17 protein-coding genes are annotated in these 24,402 nt (G+C 61.1%); 4 read left to right on the plus strand and 13 right to left on the minus strand.

Features of this window, described 5'->3' with window-relative positions; all coding sequences use genetic code 11:
- Window positions 1-48: 48 nt before the first annotated feature.
- The 11 genes from ACQ4W0_RS15950 to ACQ4W0_RS16000 all read right to left on the minus strand — a co-directional run bounded on the left by ACQ4W0_RS15950 (window position 49) and on the right by ACQ4W0_RS16000 (window position 13,839).
- Window positions 49-531: a hypothetical protein gene (locus ACQ4W0_RS15950; RefSeq protein ID WP_436577603.1), complete on the minus strand. Its 483-nt coding sequence runs from the start codon at window positions 529-531 to the stop codon at window positions 49-51.
- Entirely contained in the window at window positions 521-1,444 is a 924-nt protein-coding gene (locus ACQ4W0_RS15955; RefSeq protein ID WP_436577604.1) for a DUF4123 domain-containing protein, read from the minus strand. Before ACQ4W0_RS15955 ends, ACQ4W0_RS15950 begins: the two co-directional genes overlap by 11 nt.
- Window positions 1,441-4,242: a type VI secretion system Vgr family protein gene (locus ACQ4W0_RS15960; RefSeq protein ID WP_436577605.1), complete on the minus strand. Its 2,802-nt coding sequence runs from the start codon at window positions 4,240-4,242 to the stop codon at window positions 1,441-1,443. The genes ACQ4W0_RS15955 and ACQ4W0_RS15960 overlap by 4 nt, the downstream gene beginning before the upstream one ends.
- A 176-nt stretch (window positions 4,243-4,418) precedes the next feature.
- Entirely contained in the window at window positions 4,419-7,079 is a 2,661-nt protein-coding gene (gene tssH, locus ACQ4W0_RS15965) for a type VI secretion system ATPase TssH (protein ID WP_436577606.1), read from the minus strand.
- Between the two features lie 46 nt (window positions 7,080-7,125).
- Window positions 7,126-8,220 carry a type VI secretion system baseplate subunit TssG gene (tssG, locus tag ACQ4W0_RS15970; RefSeq protein ID WP_436577607.1) on the minus strand — a complete coding sequence of 365 codons (1,095 nt, stop codon included), beginning with the start codon at window positions 8,218-8,220 and terminating at the stop codon, window positions 7,126-7,128.
- A complete protein-coding gene (tssF, locus tag ACQ4W0_RS15975; RefSeq protein ID WP_436577608.1) occupies window positions 8,184-10,028 on the minus strand; it encodes a type VI secretion system baseplate subunit TssF in 1,845 nt (614 codons plus the stop codon). The genes tssG and tssF overlap by 37 nt, the downstream gene beginning before the upstream one ends.
- A gap of 2 nt (window positions 10,029-10,030) precedes the next feature.
- Window positions 10,031-10,519: a type VI secretion system baseplate subunit TssE gene (tssE, locus tag ACQ4W0_RS15980; RefSeq protein ID WP_436577609.1), complete on the minus strand. Its 489-nt coding sequence runs from the start codon at window positions 10,517-10,519 to the stop codon at window positions 10,031-10,033.
- Window positions 10,520-10,665: 146 nt separating this feature from the next.
- Complete coding sequence (locus tag ACQ4W0_RS15985) at window positions 10,666-11,157, minus strand: Hcp family type VI secretion system effector (protein WP_034752191.1); 492 nt, start codon at window positions 11,155-11,157, stop codon at window positions 10,666-10,668.
- 29 nt (window positions 11,158-11,186) lie between these two features.
- Window positions 11,187-12,671 carry a type VI secretion system contractile sheath large subunit gene (tssC, locus tag ACQ4W0_RS15990; RefSeq protein ID WP_096235130.1) on the minus strand — a complete coding sequence of 495 codons (1,485 nt, stop codon included), beginning with the start codon at window positions 12,669-12,671 and terminating at the stop codon, window positions 11,187-11,189.
- A 4-nt stretch (window positions 12,672-12,675) separates the two neighbouring features.
- Window positions 12,676-13,185, minus strand: a complete 510-nt coding sequence (gene tssB / locus ACQ4W0_RS15995) for a type VI secretion system contractile sheath small subunit (protein ID WP_096235129.1) — start codon at window positions 13,183-13,185, stop codon at window positions 12,676-12,678.
- A gap of 69 nt (window positions 13,186-13,254) precedes the next feature.
- Entirely contained in the window at window positions 13,255-13,839 is a 585-nt protein-coding gene (locus ACQ4W0_RS16000; protein ID WP_436577610.1) for a tetratricopeptide repeat protein, read from the minus strand.
- 358 nt (window positions 13,840-14,197) lie between these two features.
- Between ACQ4W0_RS16000 and tssK the strand changes: the two genes are divergently transcribed.
- From tssK to ACQ4W0_RS16020, 4 genes are read left to right on the plus strand one after another with little or no spacing between them, the layout of a single operon-like run.
- Window positions 14,198-15,544, plus strand: coding sequence for a type VI secretion system baseplate subunit TssK (tssK, locus tag ACQ4W0_RS16005; protein ID WP_436577611.1), 1,347 nt, complete (start codon window positions 14,198-14,200; stop codon window positions 15,542-15,544).
- Window positions 15,545-15,553: 9 nt separating this feature from the next.
- A complete protein-coding gene (gene icmH, locus ACQ4W0_RS16010) occupies window positions 15,554-16,333 on the plus strand; it encodes a type IVB secretion system protein IcmH/DotU (protein WP_436577612.1) in 780 nt (259 codons plus the stop codon).
- Complete coding sequence (locus ACQ4W0_RS16015) at window positions 16,333-20,139, plus strand: type VI secretion system Vgr family protein (protein ID WP_436577613.1); 3,807 nt, start codon at window positions 16,333-16,335, stop codon at window positions 20,137-20,139. Before icmH ends, ACQ4W0_RS16015 begins: the two co-directional genes overlap by 1 nt.
- Before the next feature lie 50 nt (window positions 20,140-20,189).
- On the plus strand, window positions 20,190-20,627 hold the full coding sequence (locus tag ACQ4W0_RS16020; protein WP_436577614.1) for a hypothetical protein: 438 nt from the start codon (window positions 20,190-20,192) through the stop codon (window positions 20,625-20,627).
- Window positions 20,628-21,016: 389 nt separating this feature from the next.
- On the opposite strand, the gene ACQ4W0_RS16025 is transcribed toward ACQ4W0_RS16020, so the two are convergent.
- Together ACQ4W0_RS16025 and ACQ4W0_RS16030 are read right to left on the minus strand one after the other, a co-directional pair.
- Window positions 21,017-21,478, minus strand: a complete 462-nt coding sequence (locus ACQ4W0_RS16025; RefSeq protein ID WP_436577615.1) for a hypothetical protein — start codon at window positions 21,476-21,478, stop codon at window positions 21,017-21,019.
- Between the two features lie 375 nt (window positions 21,479-21,853).
- Window positions 21,854-24,163: an eCIS core domain-containing protein gene (locus ACQ4W0_RS16030; protein ID WP_436577616.1), complete on the minus strand. Its 2,310-nt coding sequence runs from the start codon at window positions 24,161-24,163 to the stop codon at window positions 21,854-21,856.
- Window positions 24,164-24,402 lie beyond the last annotated feature (239 nt).

Raw genomic sequence — 24,402 nt, forward strand, 5'->3', positions numbered from 1 at the left:
CCTGAAATTCGCCGGCCAAATAAATTTTGAGATTCAAACTACATGAAATCAATTTCGAAATAAGTATCCCTTTGGCTCATACGCCTCCCATAGCGGCGGCCCCGCTTCCCAAACCGTCTGCGGCAAGGCTTGCAGTGCGTCATAAAAAGCGTCCAGCGATGCGGGTGGGTTTTTCATGAAGGCAATAAACAAGGGCTGTTCCATGGCCTTTCCCGAGGTATAGAGCGCCAGCAAGACATACTGCGTTTGCCGGTCGAGGTCATCGATCCCTGCATCGAGCGCGCGTTGCTGGTATTTCGCCACAAAGGCGTTCAGCACGCGTGGCGGCGTGTCATTGGTTTCATCGGTGATCACGCGCCGCAAATGGCTGACCAGGTTGGCGGTGTCGGCCGGTTTCAGCTTTGCATGCTTGACCGTGCTTGACGCCTGCGGTGCGGCCTTGGCCGCTGTCTGCGCCGCGACGTTGCCGCTGGCAAATGCCAAGGCCAAGCTCAGGCACAGTGCCAGCGCCGGCAGTTGGTCAAGCTTCATGCTGAATGCCCCATAAGGGTGCGCCGGCTTCCCATACGTCGTCAGACAAGGCTTGCATGGCTTCATAAAAACTTTCGATAGAGGTGGGTGGGTCTTGCATGAGTGCAATGAAATCGGGGTGTTCGATGCCGGCACCGGAGGTATACAGGGCCAGCAGCAGGTACTGCGTCTGGCGGTCCAGGTCGTCGATGCCAGCGGCCAGCGCGCGCTGCTGGTAGCGGGCGACGAATTCGTATAGCAGCCGGGGTGGGGTATCGTTGGTTTCGTCCGTGATCACCCGCCGTAAATGGCTGATCAGCGTATCGGCGTCGCCGGCATCGACCAGCATGCCGTATTGCGCATCGTCCAGGTGGATGAGCGGCGACTCCATGAGCGCAGCGTCCGGCGCAGCACCGGCGGTGTCGACATCCAGCAGGACCGCAACGTCGCCAAAACGGTTGATGTACTGCAAGTTCAACAGTCCAGCCACGAACTGCTCACGTTGTAGCGGTTCCAGGCAGGCCAGCCAGACCGGCAGGATGCGCGTGTCATACCAGCGCAGCATCATCTGTTGCTGGTCGCTCAGGCCGACGGCATGAAATTGGCGTAAATGCCGTGCCAGGTCGGGCAAGGGCCAGGGGCTTTCCATCCAGCTCAGGCAAGGCGCGCCATAACCGAGCTTTTCAGCCCAGTCGCAGACTTTTTCCAGCATGGCAGGCGCAAGACCGGACAGCGGTATCAACAGGGGCGCGATCTCCGGCAGGCTCGCTTCGTGGGTTTCCTCGAACAGCGACGCATACGGCACTTTCCAGCGTTGCAGCGTCAGGTGGCTGTTTTCGGCTTGCGCGCTGTCGAGCAGCAAATAAGGCAGGCGTTGCTGCTCAAGACGTGCCCGAACCCAGCCGTGCAATGCCGAAACGCTGTCGGGTCTCAACGCAGTACTCCCGCTGCGCCCTGTTGCATGGCACTCAAAATGCAGTTTTTGCAGGTGCTCGATGGCAATGGCGGCATCACATACGGTGCGCGCGTGGGCCCGATAAAACTTTTCTTGCCCGCAAACACGGTGATCTTGCCCGGGCATTGGATGGTGATATTGCCGCCCTCGATGGTGATATTGGCGCCGCCTGCCGTCGACAGGCGGATGCTTTTCGCCGCCGCCCAGTCGATATGCGCGTTGGCGCTGATGACGTTGACCTCTTCGCGCGCCTGCACGTTGAGCACGTCGCCCTGCGCCTGCACGTCGATGGCGCCCTGGGCGGCGATCAGTTGCACCCCGGCATCGCCCTCCCCGGCCTTGACGGCGCCGCCCAGCACGCCGATGGCCTGGCCCGCGTGCACGCGCAACTGGCCGCCAACGATGAACTGGGTATCCTGGCCGCTCATCATGGTGACGATTTCGCCGCTGGCCAGTTGCATGTCTTGCCCCGCGACAACGCCCAGTCCGGCCCTGGCGGCAATCGCGATGATGGCGTCTTTTGTGTGCGGTAACTGTTCGTGCATGCCGGCGACGCTGGCCAGCATCGCCTTGAGCGGCGCCGCCTGCTCGTCGAGCGCGCTGGCGTTTGGTGCGGTGACACCGATGTGGCTGGCGTAAGCCACCGTCTGGTGCGTCTTGGCGGCCTGGCTGAAGGTGTCGCCCAGCAGCACAGCCTGTTTCAACAATGCCATGCCGCCGGCGTTGTCGCCGGCCGGCTCGCGTTGCGCGGCGTCGTGCCTGAGCACATAGCTGCTCACCAGCAAACCAGCCTTGGCGCGCACCGCGCCATACGCATCGGTGCGCAACTCGGCGCCGGCGCCGCGCAAGCTACCGCGGTAATTGTCGGCGCCATGGATCAGATGCCCCAGGCTCAGTTCGCTGGCCGCATGGCTGCTTTTCAGCTGGATGCGTCCCTGCTGGTCGGTGTCGTCGAACAGCAACTGGTTGTAGCCGGCCGCGCTGCCCGCCTTGCCGAATTCCTTGCTGCGGATGCCCCATTGCGCTGCTCCGTTGCGATGCGCCGCGCTGGCCCCTGCGGCGCCATGCCACAGCGGACTGTTGCCGCCCGCCACATTCCCCTGGCCCGCTGCTGCGTGATCGTGTGCCGGCTGGAAAACGCCAGCGTCGTTTTGATCACGCGCAATGCCGCCCGGTGTCGGTTTGGTACCACCCTCGCCCTGGCCGTTGTACAGCGCGCCGATGATGACGGGCCGGTCAATATCGTTTTCCAGGAATTGCACCAGCACTTCCTGGCCGATGCGCGGCAGGAACTGGCTGCCCATGCCACCGCCGGCCGCGCGCTGCGCTACCCGCACCCAGCAGGTCGCGCCCGTTTCCTGCTGCCAGTGAAAGCGGATGCGCACCCGGCCCAGCTTGTCGCAATAGACTTCATCGGCGCCGCTGGCCACGTCGTTGCCATCGGCGCCCACGACGATGGCGCTCTGGCTGCCCAGGGCTGTCGGCGTGGCGTGCTGGCGCGCATCGTTGCCATCGTGCACCGGACGCCACGGGGTCGCTGCACTGATCATCTCGATGCAGTTGGCGTAACCGCTGGCTTGCGCCTGGGCAATCGCGGCAGCAAAGTCGGGAAACCCTGCGCCCCACTCTTGCACGGTTTCTTCCAGCAATTCCGGTATCGGCCCGAACAGTTCCGCCAGTCCTTCCAGCGCCGGCAGCGGCAGGTTGTTGACGCCGATGCTGGCCACGCGCAGCACGACATACTCGGGCGCGGCACCATCGGCTGGCTGCAATGGTCCCTGCGTGAGGGTAAAGCGCGTACCGGCGCGCAGGGTACGCACAGTCGAGCGCGCTTGCCACAGCTGGGCACGCGCCTCATGCGACTGCATCTGCAACTGGGCGTAGCGCTGTGCCTGGGCGGCGCTGGCGTACCAGTACTGACCCGGCGTATCGTAGCTTTCCAGCAGCGGAGCGTTCTTGCCGCCGAGAACCATATTCGTCGGCACGCTGGCCGCGACCGCCTTCTTGGCCTTGTAATCGTAGCTGAGCACGCTACTCAGCCCGACGTGCAGGCTGCGCCGCGCGCTCAAGGCTTGCACGCTGTCGCCCGGCTCGCCGACGCGCGCGCCATGAAAACGCAAGCCGCCCGACTGCGTGCTGCTGGCGTCCTCGGGCGTAGCGCAAGCCTGGCTGCTGTCGGCAAAGACAATCAGGGTCTGATCGTCAAACCGCCAGGCCAGCCCTTCTTCCGTCAGCAGGCGGCGCACGAAATCGAAATCCGATTCACGGTACTGGCAGCAATAGCTGCGCTCGCCCGCTTCCTGCATGAACGATGTGACCTCATCGCTCCAGCGCCACAGCGCGCGCGGCGCATACGCCTGCAATACCTCGTCGACGATGGCCGTCACGCTCCGATCTTGCCAGACGCGGCTGTTACGCACTTGCGTCAGCAGCCACAGCCACGGCGTGATGCGCAGGCGGTAGCGCGCCAGTCCGCCATTGCTGCCCAGCATGGCGGCGGCGCTGATGTAGCCGGAAAACTGCGTGCGCGTGCCGTCGGCCAGGCTGATCTGCAAGGTGGCGGGCTGGCCCAGCAGGGACGCCAGCGCAACATGGGCGCTGGTGGACAAGGCAATGATGTCGCGCGCGCCGATCGCCTGCAGTTGCTCGTCGGCGGCAAAGGCTTCGACGAGCAGGCGGCTGTCCGCGTCCTCGCCGATGGTCAGTTCGTACAGCCGCGTGGCGCTCGTGAAAACAGCTAGCTCGTCAGCAATCTTGTCGGTTGAAGTGGATGACATGCAGTTCCCGTCAGTCGTTTACCACGCTTTGCATATTTAGCAATTATTGTAGCGAGGAATGTATATCGCAGGAGCGCGATTGAAACCAGGTGAACAGACCGCCCCGTGCTGTCCGTGCTGTAGCGGGCAAATTGCATCTGCCACCCATCCTTTTTCACGCACCATGGCTGCAGCGCTTACTTGATGGTGTACTTGAACTGCCCTTGCTTGCTGGCGCTGACCTTGATTTTCGTGATGGCTGCGCCTTCGGCCATTTTTGCCAGCACAGACTCGGCGATCTCGGGTAGTACGGTGCCATTGAGGATATTGTCAACATTGCGCGCGCCCGAATCGACTTCGGTGCAGCGCGCCAGTACGGCGTCGACCAGCGCTTCGTCGTGGCTGAATTCGGCTTTGTGATTGGCTGCGATGCGCTGGGCAATCTTGCCCAGTTTCAGGCCGATGATATTGACCAGCACATCGTCCGAGATTGGATAGAACGGAATCACTTTCAAGCGCCCCAGGAAGGCTGGCTTGAAGGTCTTCACCAGTTGCGGGCGGATCTTTTCCTCCAGCTGCTCCGGCGTTGGCAGGTCTGGCGCCGCCACATTCAGGCAGGCCTGCATCAGGATGCTCGATCCGACGTTCGAGGTCAGGATGATGATGGTGTTTTTAAAGTCAATCTCGCGCCCTTCGGCATCCTCCATCACGCCCTTGTCGAAGACCTGGAAGAACAGTTCGAGCACGTCAGGGTGGGCTTTTTCCACTTCGTCGAGCAGCACCACGCTGTACGGGTTGCGCCGCACCGCCTCGGTCAGCACGCCGCCTTCGCCGTAGCCGACATAGCCGGGCGGCGAACCTTTCAGGCCCGACACGCTGTGCGCTTCCTGGTATTCGCTCATGTTGATGGTGATCAGCTTGCGTTCGCCGCCATACAGCACGTCGGCCAGCACCAGCGCCGTTTCCGTCTTGCCCACGCCGGACGGGCCGACGAACAGGAACACGCCCTTCGGCTTGTTCGGATCGTCCAGGTTGGCGCGCGAGGTGCGCACGCGCTGCGCCACCGCCTCGATCGCATGCGACTGGCCCAGCACACGCTCTTCCAGCATGTCCTTCAGTTTCAATACTGTGCGGATTTCATCCTTGACCATCTTGCCGAGCGGGATGCCGGTCCAGCCAGCGACGATTTCCGCCACCACGTGGCCGTCGACCTGCACCGGCACCATCGGCGTTTCGCCCTGCAGTGCGCGCAAGTCCTTGAGCAAGGCCTGCAGGTCGCCCGCCTGGCTGGCGTCCGGTTTCGCACCGGCGCTTTCCAGGTCCTGGCGGGCCGCCTTGACCTTCCCGGTCAAGGTCTTTTCGTTTTCCCAGCGCGCGGCCAGTACCGCATGCTCGCCGGTAGCGGTGCTGCGCTGCCCGCGCAAGTCTTTCAGGCGCACCGGGTGGTTCCCGCCGCTCTTTTCCTCGCGTTCGAGCGTCGCGACTTCGGCGTCGATGCGGTCGAGCTTTTTAACCAGGTTTTCCAGCAGGGCCGGCGTCGCGTTCTGGCCCAGCGCCACCTTGGCGCAGGCGGTATCGAGCACGCTGATGGCCTTGTCGGGCAGCTGGCGCCCTGAGATGTACCGGTGCGACAAGCGTACCGCTTCGGTGATGGCTTCGTCATAGATGCGCACATTGAAATGCTTTTCCATCAGCGGCGCCATGCCGCGCAACATGGCGCAGGCCAGTTCCTCGCTCGGCTCCTCGATCTTGACGACCTGGAAGCGGCGCGCCAGCGCGGCGTCCTTTTCAAAATATTTCTTGTATTCGCCCCAGGTGGTGGCGGCAATCGTGCGCAGCTCGCCGCGCGCCAAGGCCGGCTTGAGCAGGTTGGCCGCGTCGTTCTGGCCGGCCGTGCCGCCGGCGCCGATCATGGTGTGCGCTTCGTCGATGAACAGAATGATGGCGTGCGGGCTTTTCTTGACTTCATCGATGACGTTTTTCAGGCGGTTCTCGAACTCGCCCTTGACGCTGGCGCCGGCCTGCAGCAGGCCCATGTCCAGCGTATGGATCTCGACGCCCTTCAGCACATCGGGCACGTCGTCCTGCGCGATGCGCAGGGCCAGTCCTTCGACCACGGCCGTCTTGCCCACGCCCGCCTCGCCCGTCAGGATCGGGTTGTTCTGGCGGCGGCGCATCAGGATATCGATCGCCTGGCGAATCTCGGCATCGCGCCCGATCACCGGGTCGACCTTGCCGTCGCGCGCGCGCGCCGTCAGGTTGGTGGTGAACTGGTCCAACGCCGGGGTTTTCGATGCGGCCCCGCGCCCTTCGAGTTCGCCGACCGGATCGCCGCCCTCCCCGGCCTCGCCATCGGAAGCAGAGGCGCCTGCCGCCTCTTGCGAGCCTTGCGTGATCTTGTCGAGGTTGTGCTTCAGGTCGTCGAGCTTGAATTTGTTGAACAGTTTCGAGCCGCGGTAAGCCAGCTGCGCCAGCTCTGGGTCGGTCAGCAACGCCTGCAGCAGATGGGCGCTGCGGATGCTGGCCTGGCGACCGGCCTGCACGTCGAGCGACGCGATCAGCCAGGCGTTTTCGAACAACTTCGGCAGCCTGGGCGAAAACACGGGCGTGCGCGCATTGCCGGTCTGCAGGCGCGCCACTTCGGCCTGCAGGTCCGCTTCGAGCATGCTGACGCTGATGCCGCTGTGGCGGGCGATCAGCGCAAAGTCGCTGGCCGGTTGTTCCAGCAGGGCCAGGAACAGATGTTCCAGGTCGACCTCGTATTGTCCGAGGCCGACGCAGATGCCAGCGGCGCGGGTGGCGGCGGTGCGGCTGGTGTCATTGAGCTTGCTGATCAGCGACTTGAGGTTGATGCTCATGGGGCAAAGGTCCTTGTGTGGAAACGGATAAAAAAGAGAATATGGCTCATGCCAGCGTATGCAGTTCGTAACGCACGTCGCCACGGTCTTGCGCGGCGCCGGCGGTGATCAGGAAACTGTCCCAGCCCAGCCGCCCGCCGCTGCGCGGCTGCTCCAGCGTGACGCCATGCACATCGTCGGCGCGCAACACCAGTTGCACTTCGTATTCGAGGCACAGGCCGGTAAACATGGTAAGCATTTTTTCCAGCGCGCGCGCCGCCGCGCCGCCCGGCAGAAAGGCGTCGAAATGGACACGCGCCAGCGGGCCGACCACCAGCCGCATGCGCAAATCGCGCTGCCAGACGCGGGCGCCGACCAGCGCGGTCGAGCCCAGCATGGCGTTCATGCCGCCCAGGCTGCTTTGCTGCTCGCGCGGCACGTCGTACCAGCAGCCGACAAACTGGGTCACCTTGATGGCTAGGCCAAAATACGCGGACAAGACCTGGCCGATCGCCACCGCGGAGGGTGGCCGGTGCCGCATGGCGGCGGCAAAATAGCCTACCGACTCGTCAAGGACGCCATCGCCATCGCCGTACAGGCGCCGGCGCAGCGACTCGTTGCCCAGGCCCGCCAGCGACAGCAGCAGCGGCAAGAACTTGTCTTTGCCATCGAGTTGGTATTTGAGCTCCAGCCGGTACTTGCGCCACGCTTCGTAGAACAGCGCCAACGCGCGGCTGGAAAAAGTGTCGAGAAAGGCGCGCGGTCCTTCGTCCTTTTCGTAAAGCTGGTGCGCGGCGATGCGTTCGGTGTAATGGGCCGGCAGCGCGCCGGCCACGCCGAGAAAGCCCATGAAGGCCGGCGTGATACGGACGTATTTGAGTTCGCCATGCCGCACGGCCTCACCCAGCGCACGCATGTCGGCCGCCAACGCGCCCAGCGCGCACGGTTCGGCCTGCACTGCTTCGAGCTGGCTGGGCGCAAAATTGAGCGACACCGAATTTTGAAAGCGCAGGAAGTTGGCCACCGCGCCCTCGCGCACCATGCCGTTGCGAACCAGCCAGAGTTCGAGCATGCGTACCGCCTGGAAGTATTGGAAGCGGTAAGGCTCGGCGAACAGGCGCTCGATTACACTAGGCTCAAATCGCCGCTGCGTGGTTTGCATCGCAACAACTCCTCTCCCGATTTTTTCGACAGCACCACCAGTTGCGTGAAACTGTTGGCATGCACGTACAGGCCGAGAAAACACTCGACGATATGGGCAAACGCATTAATGCCGCTGCCGACGAAGGCTTCCTCATCGAGTGTCAGCCGCACTTCGAGGCCGCGTACCAGGCAGGCGAAGGGATTGCCGGGCAGCCAGGCGTTAGCCGCCTTGTGGTCGATCGCCGCAATGCCGCTGATCTGCCGTTGCGAGGTTGCCGATCGGGGCAAGTCATACAGGGTCAACATTTCCTGGAACGCTTCCAGGCCGCTGCCCGACAGCGACAAATGGTTCAGCGACAGGTGCGAGATCAGACGCCAGTGCGCGCCGCGGCCCCGCTCAAAACGCTGCGACTCGGTCGGCTTGCGCAGGAAGTTGATGCTGCGCACGCTTGATCCGCCTTCCAGAAACAGGTCGCCGCCGCGCAGGCCATAGGTAAGTTGCGCCGGCAGGTCGCGGTTGGTACAGCTCAGTTCCAGGCTCAGGGTATCGGTTTCAATCGCTGCCGGATCGAAATCGATGTCGACGATGGAAATCTCGGTCTCGTAGCCGGGGCTTTTTTCGCTGATTGCGTCATCGCGCCGCATCACCCAGTAATGGCCATCCTTGGCGGGCATCTGGCCGTGGCGCAGCGAATAGAACGGGCGAAATTCGGTGATCGACTCCCCTTGCGGCGTCTGGCGCACCAGCTTGACCGACTCGATGGCATGCACCTCGAAGGCATAGGCGCGGCGCGCATCGGCCAGCACCGGATAGCTGGCAGCCGTATGCGTAAGCCGGATCGGCTCGCCGCGCTGGCGGAACAGGTTGACCACCGGCGTACAGCCCAGCAGCAGGTTATTGGTCGACATGGTGCCCAGCATGCGCGCCGTATTCGAATCGGTGCGCAAGCCGGCCAGGGCCAGGTGCAGCGTGATGCGCCGGCAACCGGACGGCAGCGGTGCACACAGCGCGGCCAGGTCGATGTCGAAAAAATTGAATTTTTCGGGAAAGCAGAAGTATTCGGTCAGCAGCCGGTAGGCAGGATGCGAACGGGCCGAAAACGGGATCAGCGCATCGTCCTCGGCGTAACCGGCGGTGCTGACAGGGATCTGCGCCAGCGCGCTCCAGCGGCCGCTGTCGTCCGCTTCCACATAGGCTTTCACCGTACGCATGAACAGCGCGTCGCGCAGCGCCGCGCAAAACGAGGGCTCGCCGTCGATGAACACGCGCAGCTTCGCCACGCCCAGTTGCGCCAGACTGATCTGATCGGCGGTCGCTTCGATGACGATGCTGACGCTGGAGGTGGCGTTTGGCGGCAGTTGCACTTGCTCGGGCGCGTCGATGATGGCGGCAAACGCCGCATGCGTCAGCGCCAGCGGCGCCACGGTGACCGGATAAGCTGTGCGGAAGGTGCACGCGATGCCCTTGACGGGGCGTGTCGTCAGTTCCGTGCCGCGCGCTATCTCTGTGGCCGCCGTCAGTTGCGCCGCCGCGCCGCTGTAGTCGAGGCGCGCGATCGAGCACGAAGGAAACGGCCGCAGGTAATGCGGATACAGTACCTCGAACAACGCCTCGGTGAATTCCGGGTAATCGTCATCGAGACGTTTCGAGATGCGCGAATTGAGCAGCGCGAAGGATTGGATCATGCGCTCGATATGCGGGTCTTCGCAGACTTCGCCGCCGATCAGCAGTCGTCCCGCAATCTTGGGGTAGCGTTCGGAAAACTCGCGCGAATAGCGGCGCAGGAAACCCAGTTCACGTTCGTAATACGGCAATAAGTCTTCCAAGTTCAGGCTCCTTGCGCAGTACGGCGCGCCTTGCTGATCGTGTAATGCAGGCTTGACGGCTGCAGGATGGCGTCGAAGTTGACGGGTTCCTGGGCCGAGTGCACCACCAATAGCGCGGTGATGGCGAAATTGAGGCGGTTAATTGAGCCTTCCTGGATTTCCAGCGAAGCGCGCACGCTGCGCAGGCGAGGCTCATGGCGCGCGATGGCCTTTTCCAGGCACTGGCAGATATACGCGCGGTCATCGGAACTCGACAAGCTCAGGCCGGCGAAATCATTGAGGCCATAGGTGACAATCGAGCGGCCGCATTCGGGAAATTTTTTCAGCAGCGCTTCCGGTATCACGGTGCGCGTGTTGAGCAGCGCCTCCAGGTCGCTCGCCACGGTGTCTTTCAAATCTTCCATTGACAGGCGTGAGACGGTGCTACTGGAAGCGCCTTGGACAGGCGTGTCCATCAGGCGGTCGAACAATCCCGGCGTAAAACCCTTCATCGGTATCCTGTCGTTGGCAGTAGGAAGGAACAAAAGGGCGGCCAACGGCGGCCCTTTGATTCAGGAGAATCAGTCACGCAGGCACAAGCCGGAGTCACCGTCGGCGGCTAGCCGGAGCGGCTTCATCCGGCAAGGACCGTTGTCGATCAAATTGTCTTGTTGGCCGACAGATCCCAACCGCCAGAGGTATTGCCGCCGGAGCCACCACCGACTTTTTGCTGCGTGTATTTCCACTTGACCTTGGAATACTTGATCGACACGTTTTCGCCGAGGATGTCGCCAGCGGCGACGGAAGGCGCCACGCTGCTGATCAGTACGTTTTCCAGCTCGATCTCGAAGTACTTGATGCGCTCGCCCTGGCCGTCAGCGCGCAGGAACTCGAACTTGGCTTTCGGGATCGTTTTACCGGACGAGCAATTTTGCAGCAGCAGCGGCGTGGCGAGGTCGGCCAGCTTGGCGACCACGATATCCTTGTGCTCGGTACGCTCGGCCGTATGGCCGCCGCCGGTCGAGGCGGTGGCGGACTTCGGTTGCAGCACTTCCCATTGGACAGACTTGCATTCGATCCAATCTTTGTGGGAGGTGTCGGTGGATTCGCCTTTGATACCATCAATTTGCAAGTAAACGTCGATTGCCATGTCATTCCTTTCGGTTGTTGATGAAAAAATCAGGATTTGGTCGATTGCGGCAGCTCCGCGACCAAACGGAGTGAAACGGACAACTCATCGAGCTGAAAATGGGGACGCAAGAAGGAAATGGCGCGGTAGACACCCGGCCGGCCCGGCACTTCCGACACCTGCACCGATGCTTCGCGCAGCGGAAACTGGGCCTTCTGCTCCTGGCTGGCGTTATCGTCGAGTAGCACGTATTGCATCAGCCAGCGGTTGAGGAAATCTTCGACGTTGGACGCGGCGGCAAAGCTGCCGATCTTGTCGCGCATCATCGCCTTCATGTAATGGGCGATGCGCGAGACGGCAAATATGTATTGCAGCTGTGACGACAGCACCGCATTGGCATTGGCAGAATCGGTGTTGTATTTCTTTGCCTTCTGCGCCGACTGGGCGCCGAAGAACGCCGCGTAATCGGTGTTTTTGCAATGCACCAGCGAAATGAAACCCAGGTCGCTCAGCTCCTTTTCGCGCCGGTCGGTAATGGCGATCTCGGTCGGGCATTTCAACGCCACTTCGCCTTCATCGGTCTTGAAAGTATGGGTCGGCAAGTCTTCTACCAGGCCGCCGCCTTCCACGCCGCGGATCGCCGCGCACCAACCGTAGTCGTCGAAGGCCGCCGTCAGTCTGGCGCCGAAGGCATAGGCGGCATTGCACCACAGGTATTTCTGGTGGTCCGTGCCGTCGACATCCTCGACGAAATTGAAGCCGTCGACAGTGGCGCCATCGGCCGGATTAAACGGTAGCCGCCCCAGGTAGCGCGGCAGCGTGAGGCCGACGTAGCGCGCATCTTCCGATTCGCGGAACGACTTCCACTTCGCGTACTCGACCGTGTCGAACACCTTGGCCAGGTCGCGTGGCTTGCCGAGGTCGGCATAGCTTTCGAGGCCGAACAGCTCGGGCGAGGCGGCCGAAATAAAGGGCGCGTGGGCGGCAGCGGCCACATGCGACATCTGTTCGAGGAAATACATGTCTTCCGGCTGGCGCGTAAATTCGAAATCGCCCAGCAGTGCGCCGAACGGAGCGCCGCCGAAAGTGCCGAACTCTTCTTCATACACTTTCTTGAACATGGTCGACTGGTCGAACTCCAGCGCACTCTGGAAATCGCGCACCAGCTCGCGCTTGGTGGCGTTGAGCAGCTTGATCTTCAGGTTGGTGCCGGTGGGCGTGTTGTCAACCAGGTGATGCAGACCGGTCCAGCTGCTTTCCAGCTTCTGGAATTCGGGCGCATGCATGATGACGCTGAGCTGGCGCGAAATGAGCCTGTCCAGCTCGGCAACGCGCGCATCGATAGTGGCCGCCAGATTGTCCGACACCACCACGGTGCCTTCCATTACCTGGCTGACCAGTTCTGAAATCAGGTCCTTGGCGCGTGCATGCTCGACGCTGGATTTGGCAACCTTGCTTTGTTCGACGATCTGGTCGAGCAAGCCGATATCGGTGGTCGCGGCGGCGCCGGACGCGGGGGTCAGTTGAGCGGACATGGGATCAGTCTTTCTTGGCGGTGGATTGCTGTTCCAGCTGGGCCAGCTTTTCCGTGCTGTTGAGCACATCGTTGAGGATATCTTCCAGTTTGTCGTTGCCGGCCAGCTTGTTGCGCAGGTCGGCCAACTTGGTGCGCGCATCGAGCAGACGGCGCAGCGGCGCCACCTGTTCCACCACCGCCTCGGGGCGGAAGTCGTTGAGCGACTTGAAGCGCAGGTCGACGCGCATCTGGCCGCCTTCATTGCTAAGCTCGTTGGCTACGCCAAACGCGGCGCGCGGCTCGACACCCTTGAGCACCTCGTCGAAATTGTCGCGGTCAATGCCGATGAACTTGCGGTCCTTCAGCCGTTTTTGCTCAACTTCGGAATTGCCGCCGAAGTCGCCCACGACGCCCATCACGAAGGGCAATTCCTTGTTTTCAATCGCATCGCCGATTTCCACGTCATACGTCATCTGCACGCGTGGCGGCCGGACCTTTTGCAGGCGTTTTTGAACACTTTCTTTTTTTGACATGACACATCCCTTCACGAGTAATCGGCGGCATCCGCGATGCCCCTGGTAGATTGCCTTACTGCCTCAGTTTCACTTCAAGCCATCGAAGGGATTGGCACTACTGTCGGCAGTCTTGCTCTGTCCCTTGCGCTGCGAACGCACTGGCGGCTTGTCGCCGCGCGCCTGCGCTGCGGCCGGCGTTGGTACCAGCACGGTTTCGCCCAGGCTTTCGCGCAACAGTTTGGCCAGATCCTGCGATTCGGTGCGCAGCGAGCCGGACAGGTTGTTCTGACGACTCAGATCGGCCAATGCACGTGTCGACAGGCGCAGTCCGCTGATCGCAATGACGCTGTTGGCCAGCTTGTCGGCGGGGTCGCGCACCAACACTTCCTGGGCATTGATGATGGCGTCGCCGTACTGGCCCGCCTCATAGCGGGTCTGGGCCATGCGGACCCATGGATTCTTATCGGCTGGAAATTCGACAGCGGCTTGTTTCCACAAACCCATGGCCGCTTCATTGTTGCCCGAACTGGCAGCCTGGGTCGCCTTTGCCATCAGCTCGTCGAGCGAGGGCGGCGGCGGCGCCGTCTTGACCGCAGGTGCGGTGCTACAGGCACTGAGCGTCAATGCGCAGGCAACCGCGGCAAAAAAATGGAATGTGAATTGGCGAGACATGGTCTGATTTCCCTCAAAAAAAAATAACGCGGTCATTAAAGAAACTTGCAATTTATAGTTGCCAAATTCTTATTTTTGCGAGACTAACACGGATTTAATATTGACTCCGTTCAATAGAAAATACGCGAAAACTCACATTTCAATCGACCGCAAAGGCAGGCGTCATGCGGGAAACGTACCGTACGCACCTTTCTTCCAGATAATGTTAATGTTGTTGCAGTTGCGAAAAAAGCACATAATTTCTTATTGCAAAGATTGAATGATCGGCCGCTCCGGCAAGTCGCCGATCGCGCTTCAAAAGAGCCCGGGAGCGACAGCGTTCTCCGCGCTTTTACTTCCTCGGAAAAAAGGGCAATCGATGAGTATTACAAGCAAATTGTTATGGGGTGAAGGCCTGTTTCTGCGCCCCCAGCACTTCCAGCAGCAAGACCAGTACCATGAACATCGCCTGCACGAAAGCATCAAGGCGCTGCATCCCTACGCCTGGGGTGTCAACCACGTGCAGATCGACCGCGATGCGCTGAGCAATAACACGCTGCGGCTGCTGGAACTGTCGCTGGTATTCCAGGACGGCGAAATCTACAACGCTCCCGGCGCCGATGAGTTGCCCGAGGCCCTGGACCTGAGCAAACTGCTGCAATCACAGCAAACCGTCACTTTTTATGCAGCCCTGCCCGCCTTCAAGCATTTCGGCGGCAACTTTGCCGCGCCGGACCAACCCAGCAGCGCAGCGCGCTACGGTCAAGCCAATCTGGAAACGCCCGACCTGTACACCCATGCAGCGCAGGCCGAACTGGTCTACTTGCAAAAATCGCTGCGGCTGGTGGCCGAATCGGAACCGCGCGATTCGTATGTGAATTTCCCCCTGCTGCGCCTGCGGCGCCTGTCGACCGGCGGCTTCGAGCCCGACCCGTCGTTCGTGCCGCCGACCCTGTCGATCCGCAGCGCGCCGCTGCTGTTCCTGCAACTGCGCCGCCTGATCGATGCGCTGCAGGCCAAGGTGAACGCCCTGTACGGCCACCACCGCGAGCCGAGCAAGAATGTGATCGAATTTCGTTCCGGCGACATGTCTTCGTTCTGGCTGCTGCATACGGCTAGTTCGGCGTTCGCCTCGCTCAGTCATTATTTCCATCATCCGGCGCTGCACCCGGAGCGCCTGTACGAAGCGCTGCTGGCGCTGGCCGGCGCGCTGATGACGTTTTCGAAAACCCATGCGCTGGCCGACCTGCCGGCCTATCAGCACCTCGATCCCGGACCATCATTCGCGCGTCTGCACGCGATCATCCGCGAACTGCTCGACACGGTGATCTCTTCAAAATATTTCGCCATTGCATTGACCGAAGTCAAGCCGTCGTACCATCACGGCAAGCTCGATTCAGGCAAGATCGACGACAAGACCGCGTTTTACCTGGGTGTCTCGGCCGACATGCCGGGCGTAGAACTGGTGGGCGTGGTGCCGCTACGCTTCAAGATCGGCGCGCCGGACGATGTGGAAAAATTCGTGCTGTCGGCCCTGCCCGGCGTACGCCTGCAGCACACGCCGCAGGTGCCGGCCGCCGTGCCGGTGCGGCCCGATACGTATTACTTCACCATCGAAGCGAAGGGCCAGATGTACGACCGCATGCTGCAAGCCCAGTCGATTTCGATCTACGTTCCCTCCGGCATGCGGGATATGAAACTTGAACTTGTCGCCATCACTTCCTGAAGATAAACGATGAATGCAAACGCCCCCTCCCTGATGTCCGGCGGCTCCGCCGCTTACGCATCGAGCGTACCGGCCGGCCCGGGTACCGAACACACGCTGACAGACCTGATGTACGACGGTTTCTATGCGCTGTTCATGCTGAAAAATGGCAGCGGCCCGCAAGACAATGCCGACTTCATCAAAAAGATGACGCAGTTTCTCGACGAGTTCGGGCACGCGGCAAAAAAACATGCTGCCTCGGCCGATGATATCGATGCCGCCAAATATGCATTTTGCGCGGCTGTAGACGAAATTATCCTGCGCTCGCCGTATGCCATCCGCGACGACTGGGCGCGCCGCCCGCTGCAGCTGGTGCTGTTCGGCGACCAGCTGGCCGGCGAGAACTTCTTCATCCGTCTCGAAGCGCTGCGCGCGCGCGGCAGCGCGCACCTGCAGGCGCTGGAAGTGTTCCACATGTGCCTGCTGCTCGGTTTCCAGGGGCGATACATCCTCGAAGGCTCGGAGAAACTGGCCTACCTGACGGCCCGCCTGGGTGACGAGATCGCCCAGATGAAGGGCAAGAAAGCCGGCTTTGCGCCACATGCGGAACGCCCCGACCAGATTGCGCACAAGTTGCGCAACGACGTGCCGCTGTGGGTGCTGTGCTCGGTCTTCGCGCTGATCTGTGCACTGGGCTACCTGGGACTGCGCACCATGCTGGCCAAAAACACCGAACAGCAGATGAACGCCTACAGCGATATCGTCAAGCTGGCGCCGCGCACGGCCAACCTGACCATCACGTTGCCTTAATGAGCGGCCTGGCAACGACTGAAGCTGCCCCGGGGCTGTTCGGCACTGGCCTGTCCCAGCATGCGCGGCTGGTCACGCTGGCCACGGCGCAGGCATCGAACCTGCCCGAATCACTGATGGCCGAGCGGATGACGGGCCGCGAGGCGGTCAACGAGCTGTTTCGCTTCGAGGTCGATGCCTTGAGCACGGCGGCGGGCCTGGACCTTGCCAACTTTCTAGGGGAAGAAATCACGCTCAAGCTGCTGCAGCCCGACGGCAGCTGGCGCGCCTGGCACGGACTGTGCACCGACTGCGGCTTTGCCGGCGCCGACGGCGGCGTGGCGCGCTACCGGCTGCGCCTAGAGCCTGCCCTGGCCCTGTTGGGATTGCGCCGCGACAGCTATATCTTCCAGGACAAGAACGCGCGCGACCTCATCACGGAGCTGCTCGGCGACTATCCGCAGGTCCGTTTCGAATTCGATGTCAGCCAGGAACTGGCGCCACGCCCCGTCTGGACCCAATACCGCGAAAGCGACCTGGCCTTTCTGACCCGCATACTCGCCTTCGAAGGCCTGAGCTGGCGCTTCGAGCACGAGCAGGAGGATGGCGCGGCGCAAGAAGGCGAACAACAGAACGCACAGCAGGCCAAGCACAAGCTGGTGATTTTCGATAGTAAGGCAGTTGCGCCGGCGACGCCGGGCGTGGCTGGCCTGCGCTTTCACGGCGTGCGCGCCAGCGATACCGATGACGCCATCGACAGCTTCAGCGCGCGGCGCCAGGTGCGGCCCAACGCGGTCGGCATCAGCAGCTGGGACCCGCAGCAACTGGCGGCGCCGGCCGCCGAACACAGCTCGAGCCTGCAGGCGGGCGAACTGCCGCCCCTGCCTCTGTACGACGGCTCCGGCGAACGGCGCTATGCCGACAGTACGGCGGCCGATCCGCACGGCCTGCGCATGTTGCAGGCTCTGGAACTGGAGAACAAGCAATTCACGGGCGGTGGCGCGGTACGGCGCATGGCGGCCGGCCACGCTTTTAACTTGCTGCAGCACGAACATTATGCCGATGGCGCCAACCAGTTCACCGTGCTATGGATCGAGCACGAGGCACGCAACAATCTGGGGCCGGCCGGCGGCGCAGTGACAACGCTACTGTCGAAACTGTCGACAGTAGCCAGCCTGAGCGACGTCGCCAGCCTGCTCGATGGCCAGCTCGAGGCCGGCACCTACCGCAATACCTTTGCTTGCGCGCGTACCAGCGTGGCCATCGTGCCGCGTGCCACCGCCGCGCGCCAGGCCAGCAGCGCGCTGGGGCCGCAAACGGCGCTGGTGGTCGGCCTGCCCGACAGCGTGGCGACCACCGGGCGCGATCATCAGGTACGCATCCAGTTCGCCTGGCAACGGGGCGGTGCCGCCAATCCGGGCGGCATGGCGCACAACACGGATCAACAGGGCAACGCGCCCGGCAACGAAACGTCCGGTACCTGGGTGCGCGTTGCCGAAGCATTGGCCGGCCCGAACTGGGGCTCGCAGTTTACGCCGCGCATCGGCACCGAAGTGCTGGTCGACTTCATCGAAGGCGACATGGACAGTCCGCTGGTAGTGGCCCAGCTCTATACCGGCAGCGACGCGCCGCCCTATGCGGCCGGCGTCGGTTCGGACGTCAATCACGCCGGTGTCATTTCCGGCATCCACAGCCACAATTTCGATGGCGGCGGCTATAACCAGTGGGTGATCGACGACACGCCGGGCCAGTTGCGCACCCGCCTGGCGACGAGCAGCGCGGCTACGCAGCTGAACCTCGGCTACCTGGTACAGCAAGGCGTGGGCACGGCCCAGCGCGGCAGTTACCGCGGCAGCGGCTTCGAATTGCGCACCGACGCATGGACCGTGCTGCGCGGCGGCGAAGGCGTGCTCATCTCTACCACCGCCCGCGCACAGACTGGCGCGGGCGTTGCATCCACCCAGCTCGACACCACGGAAGCGTTGGCCCAACTGAAAGGCGCGGCCGAACTGAACAAGTCGTTGGCCGAGGCAGCGCAGCAACAAACCGCCCTGTTCAGCCAGGACGCCAAACAGGCCCAGCTGGACCTGATCAAGCAGATCGATCCCCAGCAGGATGGCAAATACCGGGCCAGTCTGGGCGGGCAGGAGGCACTTAAGGCCAGCGCAGGCGAGCGCAAGCTGGCCGCCGACCAGCCGGTGGAAAAATTCGGCCAGCCGCTGGTACTGATGGAGGCGCCTGCCAGCATCAACTGGGCCACGCCAGGCTCGACCGTGTTGTTTGCCGCCCAGCAGCTGCAATGGACGACGCAATCGGACTTGCACATGACGGCCGGCCACACCTATTCATCCGTATCGGCCTATGCACATGGGCTGTTTACCCACACCGGCGGCATCCAGGCGATTGCCGCCAATGGTCCGGTATCGCTGCAGGCACATACGGGGCAACTGGAAATCCTGGCCGACAAGGCCATTACCGTGATCTCGGTCAACGACAGCATCGACATCAAGGCCAATCAGAAAATCACGCTGCAGGCCGGGCAATCGTCGATCACGCTTGAAGGCGGCAATATCACGTTTACATGTCCCGGCAACTTCACGGTCAAGGGCGGCCAGCATGTGTTCAACGGCGGCGCCAGCGCGGCCGGCATGCTGCCAGCGCTGCCGGACACGCGTATCAAGCTGTTCGACGAAGGCTTTGTGCTGCGCGACCGCGACACGGGCGAACCGATGCCGCGCCAGCCCTACCGCATCAAGCGCGAAGATGGCAGCTATGAGAGCGGCATGACCGACGAAAAGGGCTTGACGCATGTGATTGCAGCAGCCGCCGCCGAGGCGCTGGTGATCGAGCTGCTGAAAACTGTGGGCGGCCAGGGTTCGGCACCGGCACCGGCATCCGCCCCCTCTTCAGCGCCGGCTCCGGTACCAGGTTCGCCAGGGCAGCCGGCAGCCAGGGCCAGCACCCCACCGGAACCGAAATACAAGCCGGCAGGCGACTCCAACACCACGCCGGTGGACAACAAGCGCCGCAAGGAAGTGCTGGTCAAGCTACCGGCCTGCTGGATCGCGGACTACGAAAAGGAAATCGCCGGTCCCTCTTACGGCCGCTATGCGCAGCCTTTCCAGCACGACGGTACGCCGCACAAATACAAGGACAAGATCTGGTTCAAGCTGTACGTGCCGGCAAAATCGGACCGTCCGGTGGTGGTGGAAGTGCGTTTCAAGGCCATCACGGTACTGGACGCAGCAGGACAGGCGCTGGAAGAGAGCGACAAGGGCACAGAATCGGCGGCGCTGCGCGTCAAGCAGCGCGCCAACGTGGTGGCGTTGGCGCAGAAAAACGCGACGGCCGGCATCGAAGGCAACTGGAACAACAAGTTCCGGCTTGAAATCAATGATCCGCAATGCGGACAAAAAGTGTTGCCCGTGGTTTTCCGCGTCCTATGGGTCGACGATAAGCAGCACTACACGCTGCAGATCCACAAGCGCTATGACCGCGAAAACGTTACCGGCGACGTGATGAACGTGTCGCTGGCAACGGAACTGACCACATATGCGCATGAATTCGGGCATTGCGTCGGCATGCCCGACGAATACTCGTACACGGAGTTCGAAGAAACTGTACGCTATTTCAAGCCGGACGGCACGCTCGACGAGCCCATCGTTTGCCACGTCAACGGCACCTCGCCGCAAGACCTGACGCAATCGATCATGTCGTATGCGGAAGGCGCGCGGATCCTGAAACGCCACGGCTGGAATATCGCGATTGAAGCGCAGGAATTGTTGAGCAAAAAAATTGGCAGGAAAATACGATGCGATATTGTCTGACCCTGCTTATCTATGCCATGCTGATGGCACTACCATTGAAAGCAAACAACATGACGAGCACCCACGCGCCCCTCTCCATCTCCCTGCAATGCCTGGGCAACGCTGGCTGCGTCTATCAGCGCAAGCCGATCGACGTGCTGGTCACCATCCGCAACGAGGGCAGCCGCGATATCGGTTTTCCGCTCGACTACCTGCGCAAGTCGGGCCCGATCGTCAAATTCATCGATACCGATACGGGCGCCGTCACCTACGCCCGCCGTGGCCTGGCCAATCCGGCACTGAAAACGCAATTCACCACGATTGCGCCAGGCGCCTCGATTTCCATGGAAATCGATGTGCATCCAACCGACATTGAAACGTTTCGCATCAAAAAAGTCGATATCAGCGTGGAGGTGATATTGAAGGGCAACATACGCATCGATGGCGAAGCGGAGCTGCAGGACTACCAGGGCGGCGCAAAGATCCGCATCTTTGAAAAAGATGAGTAAGGCTATGCTGGCGCGCATGGTGCTGTACAGCATCCGCGTCTACCAGCAAGTGCCGGCGCCGACTTCCAAGACATCAAGAAGCAAGGCGGCTGGCGCCACGACGGGATGTTGCAGGGCTACATCGAGGAGGCGAGCCGGTTCGAGGAAAATGCGGCCGGCAGTCCGTTGCGCACTCGGGTCAAACCGGCCTGATTTGTCTTATCGCCCGATTTTTTCCGAATTCTGGGCGCCAGGGCCTTAACCCGATTTTCCGTTCCACTGCACTCAAACCCCATTTTTTTTGCACTTGCGCGCGAATTCTTCGGCGAATTTGACAAAATCCTTGTCGGCCAGCAGTCGCCTATAGATGGCGTTGTAAGCGCGTTGGCTGGCGAGAATTCGCGCAAAGTTCAGGTCCTGCCCTTCATTGAGCAGGGTTTGCAAGCCTTGGGAGCGCTGGAGGCTTGTTGTTGGCGATTGCTTGACGCCACTGGCAATTGCATTGATCCATCTGCGCCATTGGCATTGAACAAGGCATGTCTTAATGGGATTGGCTCTATCGACAGCCCGCTTGATTTTTCTATTTTTGAGATCGCACAGGCCGGTTCCGGCATAGTTATGCTGGCCGGACGGGCAATGAGATACACTAGAATCGCCGCGCCAAAAGCCGCCAAGAATACGCCGGGGCCCGACGTGACCAGTTTGATCTTTAGGCCCTTGTAATCCAGCGCCCCCGAGGTTGCAATCCTGATGCCGTCGCGATACAACGACCAGCCCAAGAAGACGCAGCAAATGCCACCCACACCTGCGATAGCAAGACAAACAGCGCGCGAAACAGCCGCGATGATGACAACGTAGCCTTGTGGCTCCATGCAGTTCTCCTCAAGCCAGGAATTTACGATAACACTACATCATGATCTTTTCGCAATTCTGTGTGCGCCCCCTGTTGTGCAAGATCATTTCGGGTTGAGATTCTTGCCACCAAGACCTCCTGCGAAACGCACCATCCGAGTTCTGGGATCTGCCCGGGTATTTAATAACTCAAAGGGTCTCGCTCCCTGGAAATACCTTGGTTAATTGCGGTGCCCACAGCAACATGGGCAAGAGAGTGTGGCCCTTTCCTACGCATTCCGGTCGTATAACAGAACGCTGTCAACGAGTGTGATTATCAATACGCAAATCACCGCCCTGCCCGCCCATGCTTCCAAGGCAGCAGTGGCCGCTGCCATCGCGCAATCACGCGGTGTCTATTGGCTGTAGGCTCGCGCCGTTTCGTACACAACCTCACGATAATGGGCAACGGCTTCTGGATACCGTTCGTCTTCGATGAAGGCCACGGACTGGAGCACTAGCCGGGCGTACAGATTTGCCCAAATCAGCTTACCGTCTGGTCTCGCATCAATGTCCCCCACGATCTTGGGCGCGATGCGGTAGTACTCTCCGACCAAGGCTCTCCCGGCGGCGGTGGCCAGAAGGTATTCATCACGGAAACGGCGCAGCACCGTCAACTCGTAGCAGTGGTCACTGCGGCCCCGGGCGTCCATACATGCCGTCGTCAAGAAGCATTTTTTGCCATCCGCGCTCCCCGGCTTCTCCTTGCGATCTTTTTTCTCGGAAGAACTCTCTTGTGGAGACTGCTCAAGCGGCGACTCGCTCTCGGGAGTCAGGTGCTGTAACCGTAGTAGGTGAGGAGGAATACTTAGGGGCGCCGCCTCATCGAAGGTTGGCTGGCCCTCCCTCTCCTCGCCCGAAAGCAGGTGGCGATTGACCATCATTCCCGAGACCAGCATCTCAGATTTTTTGCTTTTTTCAATCAATTGCTTCAACGCATAAGCAACGTTGGGATTGTCTGCGCGCGTTGCTATCAAAGCATTGAACATACCCGAGCCTGTCTTGGCTTGTTTAGTAAGCACTTCTACGGCGTTGCGAAACTCCTCGTCCGTTGCATCCATGTGGTCATCCTGATGCGCCTGATTGACCAGCTTTAGGGCGTTGAGGAGCTCGGGATCGGCCCCCTTGCTATCGCGCAAGATGGAACCCATCAACGGGATATTGCCTTCCGCATCGTTGTGGAAATAGTCCGTGGTCAGATCCATTGATCCCAAACCCACATCGATGTCCATGTGGAAGCCGCCGAGCTTGTGCAAATACAGCAACCGCGCATAGTCCGAGTAGTACTTGATGTCGTCCCATTTATGTGCGCCCCCCTGCCGCCATGTATCGGCGGCGGTATTTCCGGCCGACAGCATGAATTCGTCCGTCACCGGCGGAGATATCCCCTCCTCCACACCGGGCTGTAGCAGTTTCTCGACATTGTTGATCTGATATCCCAAGCTGGAAAGATACATCCGTTGAGATTGACGCTTCTCTTTCTCGGCATTACCCAGTTCTGGGTCCATGCCGTGCTCTATCGCCTCCGAGTGCCAAAGCATGTTCTTCCAGGGGCTATCTTTAGTCTTTACCGCTGCGTCAACGAGGATCTCCATGGCAGCATCGCTCATGGGGCCGCCTGACCAGAAGCGATGGATGAGCTTGGGAATTTGGGGCCCGGATACGCCGTCCAAATTTGCCTTCACGAGTTCGCCCATCAAACGTGCTTCAGCTTTCTGGCTGGGGGGATTGTTGGCGACCTCGGCATTATCGAGTCCGCGAACAGGCACGGGATCCACAACAGGAGCGTAGTTATTTTTCTGCCACTCAAGTTGAAAAACAGAAAAGGATTCCGGCTTGTTGGCGAGATCCCGAACTCCTTTGGGTATGCCGCTCGCCCCAGGGGTAACTCGAAAAGCCTGTTTTTTTGTATCCAGATCGAAATACCAGGTCAGCTTGCCTGTTGGCACCCACTTCAGAAGCGTGTCGTCTTCGTAAAGCCACTTGGCCTGCAGAGTCGTTCCAGCTGCCAAGGCCAAAGGCGCTGCTGGCTGGAAGAGCGAACCAGGAACCTCCGCCCGTCTGCCGGCGGCAACAGCGCCTGACACACCACGCAACTGCGCCGCACCATTCGCCCGGTTCCCCATCACATCGGCCTCGTGCTCCAGGCCGGCGTCATCATTGACCGGCACGCCATGTTTCATCTGCATGGTCGGGCGCACCCTGCCCTGCGCCTGCTGGACGATGTGCCAGGCCTCGTGCGGCAGATGCCGTTCCTGGCCTGGTGCGACGTGGATGTCTCTGCCCTGCGCGTAAGCGAGGGCATTGAGCTGCGCGGGCTGGGCGGAGTTGTAATGAACCCCCACATTGTCGAGCGACATGCCCGATAGCGCTTCGACGCCGGCCTTGAGATTGTCGGGCAGGCCAGTGTTGTTCGCGCAGGAGGCGCAAGCCGGTGCAGCCGCCTCGCGCTGCAGCGTGCCTTGATTGGCCAGCGCCTGATACGACCTCAGTTGTGCGGCCATGGGACTGCTGTTCGTCAGCGCCTGGAAGGCTCCCGGCGCGCCGGCTGGCGGCCGATTTTCCATCAACTGAACACCTGATTTGCTGACGTTGGGCTGCTGATCCGATGTACGGACCTGAGCCTGCCGCTGGCGCTGTGATTTTGCTTTGGCGTATGTATGCATGAGGTGCCCTTTCAGCCGGACGGTCAGAATTCATGAAATGTCTGTGCCAGCGTCGCATCGTAGGCATGGGCTGGCGATTGACGAACTCAGCGTTGCGGATTGTACTTGCTTAAATGGCAAAAAAACACGCACATTGTCACGCCATGAACAGCTTGTTCGATGCCGCGAATGGCGGCCTGAATAATTAATTCAATCGTTACAATATGATAGTTTTACCACTTTTTTTGGATGCTACTATT

Source organism: Janthinobacterium breve (genome assembly GCF_051380895.1).
GTDB lineage: Bacteria > Pseudomonadota > Gammaproteobacteria > Burkholderiales > Burkholderiaceae_D > Janthinobacterium.

Excerpts from the sequence above, each read along its gene's own strand:
- ACQ4W0_RS15950 (WP_436577603.1), bottom strand. The coding sequence starts at position 531 with ATGAAGCTTGACCAACTGCCGGCGCTGGCACTGTGCCTGAGCTTGGCC.
- ACQ4W0_RS15960 (WP_436577605.1), bottom strand. The coding sequence starts at position 4,242 with ATGTCATCCACTTCAACCGACAAGATTGCTGACGAGCTAGCTGTTTTC.
- tssH (WP_436577606.1), bottom strand. The coding sequence starts at position 7,079 with ATGAGCATCAACCTCAAGTCGCTGATCAGCAAGCTCAATGACACCAGC.
- tssG (WP_436577607.1), bottom strand. The coding sequence starts at position 8,220 with ATGCAAACCACGCAGCGGCGATTTGAGCCTAGTGTAATCGAGCGCCTG.
- tssE (WP_436577609.1), bottom strand. The coding sequence starts at position 10,519 with ATGAAGGGTTTTACGCCGGGATTGTTCGACCGCCTGATGGACACGCCT.
- ACQ4W0_RS15985 (WP_034752191.1), bottom strand. The coding sequence starts at position 11,157 with ATGGCAATCGACGTTTACTTGCAAATTGATGGTATCAAAGGCGAATCC.
- tssC (WP_096235130.1), bottom strand. The coding sequence starts at position 12,671 with ATGTCCGCTCAACTGACCCCCGCGTCCGGCGCCGCCGCGACCACCGAT.
- tssB (WP_096235129.1), bottom strand. The coding sequence starts at position 13,185 with ATGTCAAAAAAAGAAAGTGTTCAAAAACGCCTGCAAAAGGTCCGGCCG.
- ACQ4W0_RS16000 (WP_436577610.1), bottom strand. The coding sequence starts at position 13,839 with ATGTCTCGCCAATTCACATTCCATTTTTTTGCCGCGGTTGCCTGCGCA.
- tssK (WP_436577611.1), top strand. The coding sequence starts at position 14,198 with ATGAGTATTACAAGCAAATTGTTATGGGGTGAAGGCCTGTTTCTGCGC.
- icmH (WP_436577612.1), top strand. The coding sequence starts at position 15,554 with ATGAATGCAAACGCCCCCTCCCTGATGTCCGGCGGCTCCGCCGCTTAC.
- ACQ4W0_RS16015 (WP_436577613.1), top strand. The coding sequence starts at position 16,333 with ATGAGCGGCCTGGCAACGACTGAAGCTGCCCCGGGGCTGTTCGGCACT.
- ACQ4W0_RS16020 (WP_436577614.1), top strand. The coding sequence starts at position 20,190 with ATGACGAGCACCCACGCGCCCCTCTCCATCTCCCTGCAATGCCTGGGC.
- ACQ4W0_RS16025 (WP_436577615.1), bottom strand. The coding sequence starts at position 21,478 with ATGGAGCCACAAGGCTACGTTGTCATCATCGCGGCTGTTTCGCGCGCT.
- ACQ4W0_RS16030 (WP_436577616.1), bottom strand. The coding sequence starts at position 24,163 with ATGCATACATACGCCAAAGCAAAATCACAGCGCCAGCGGCAGGCTCAG.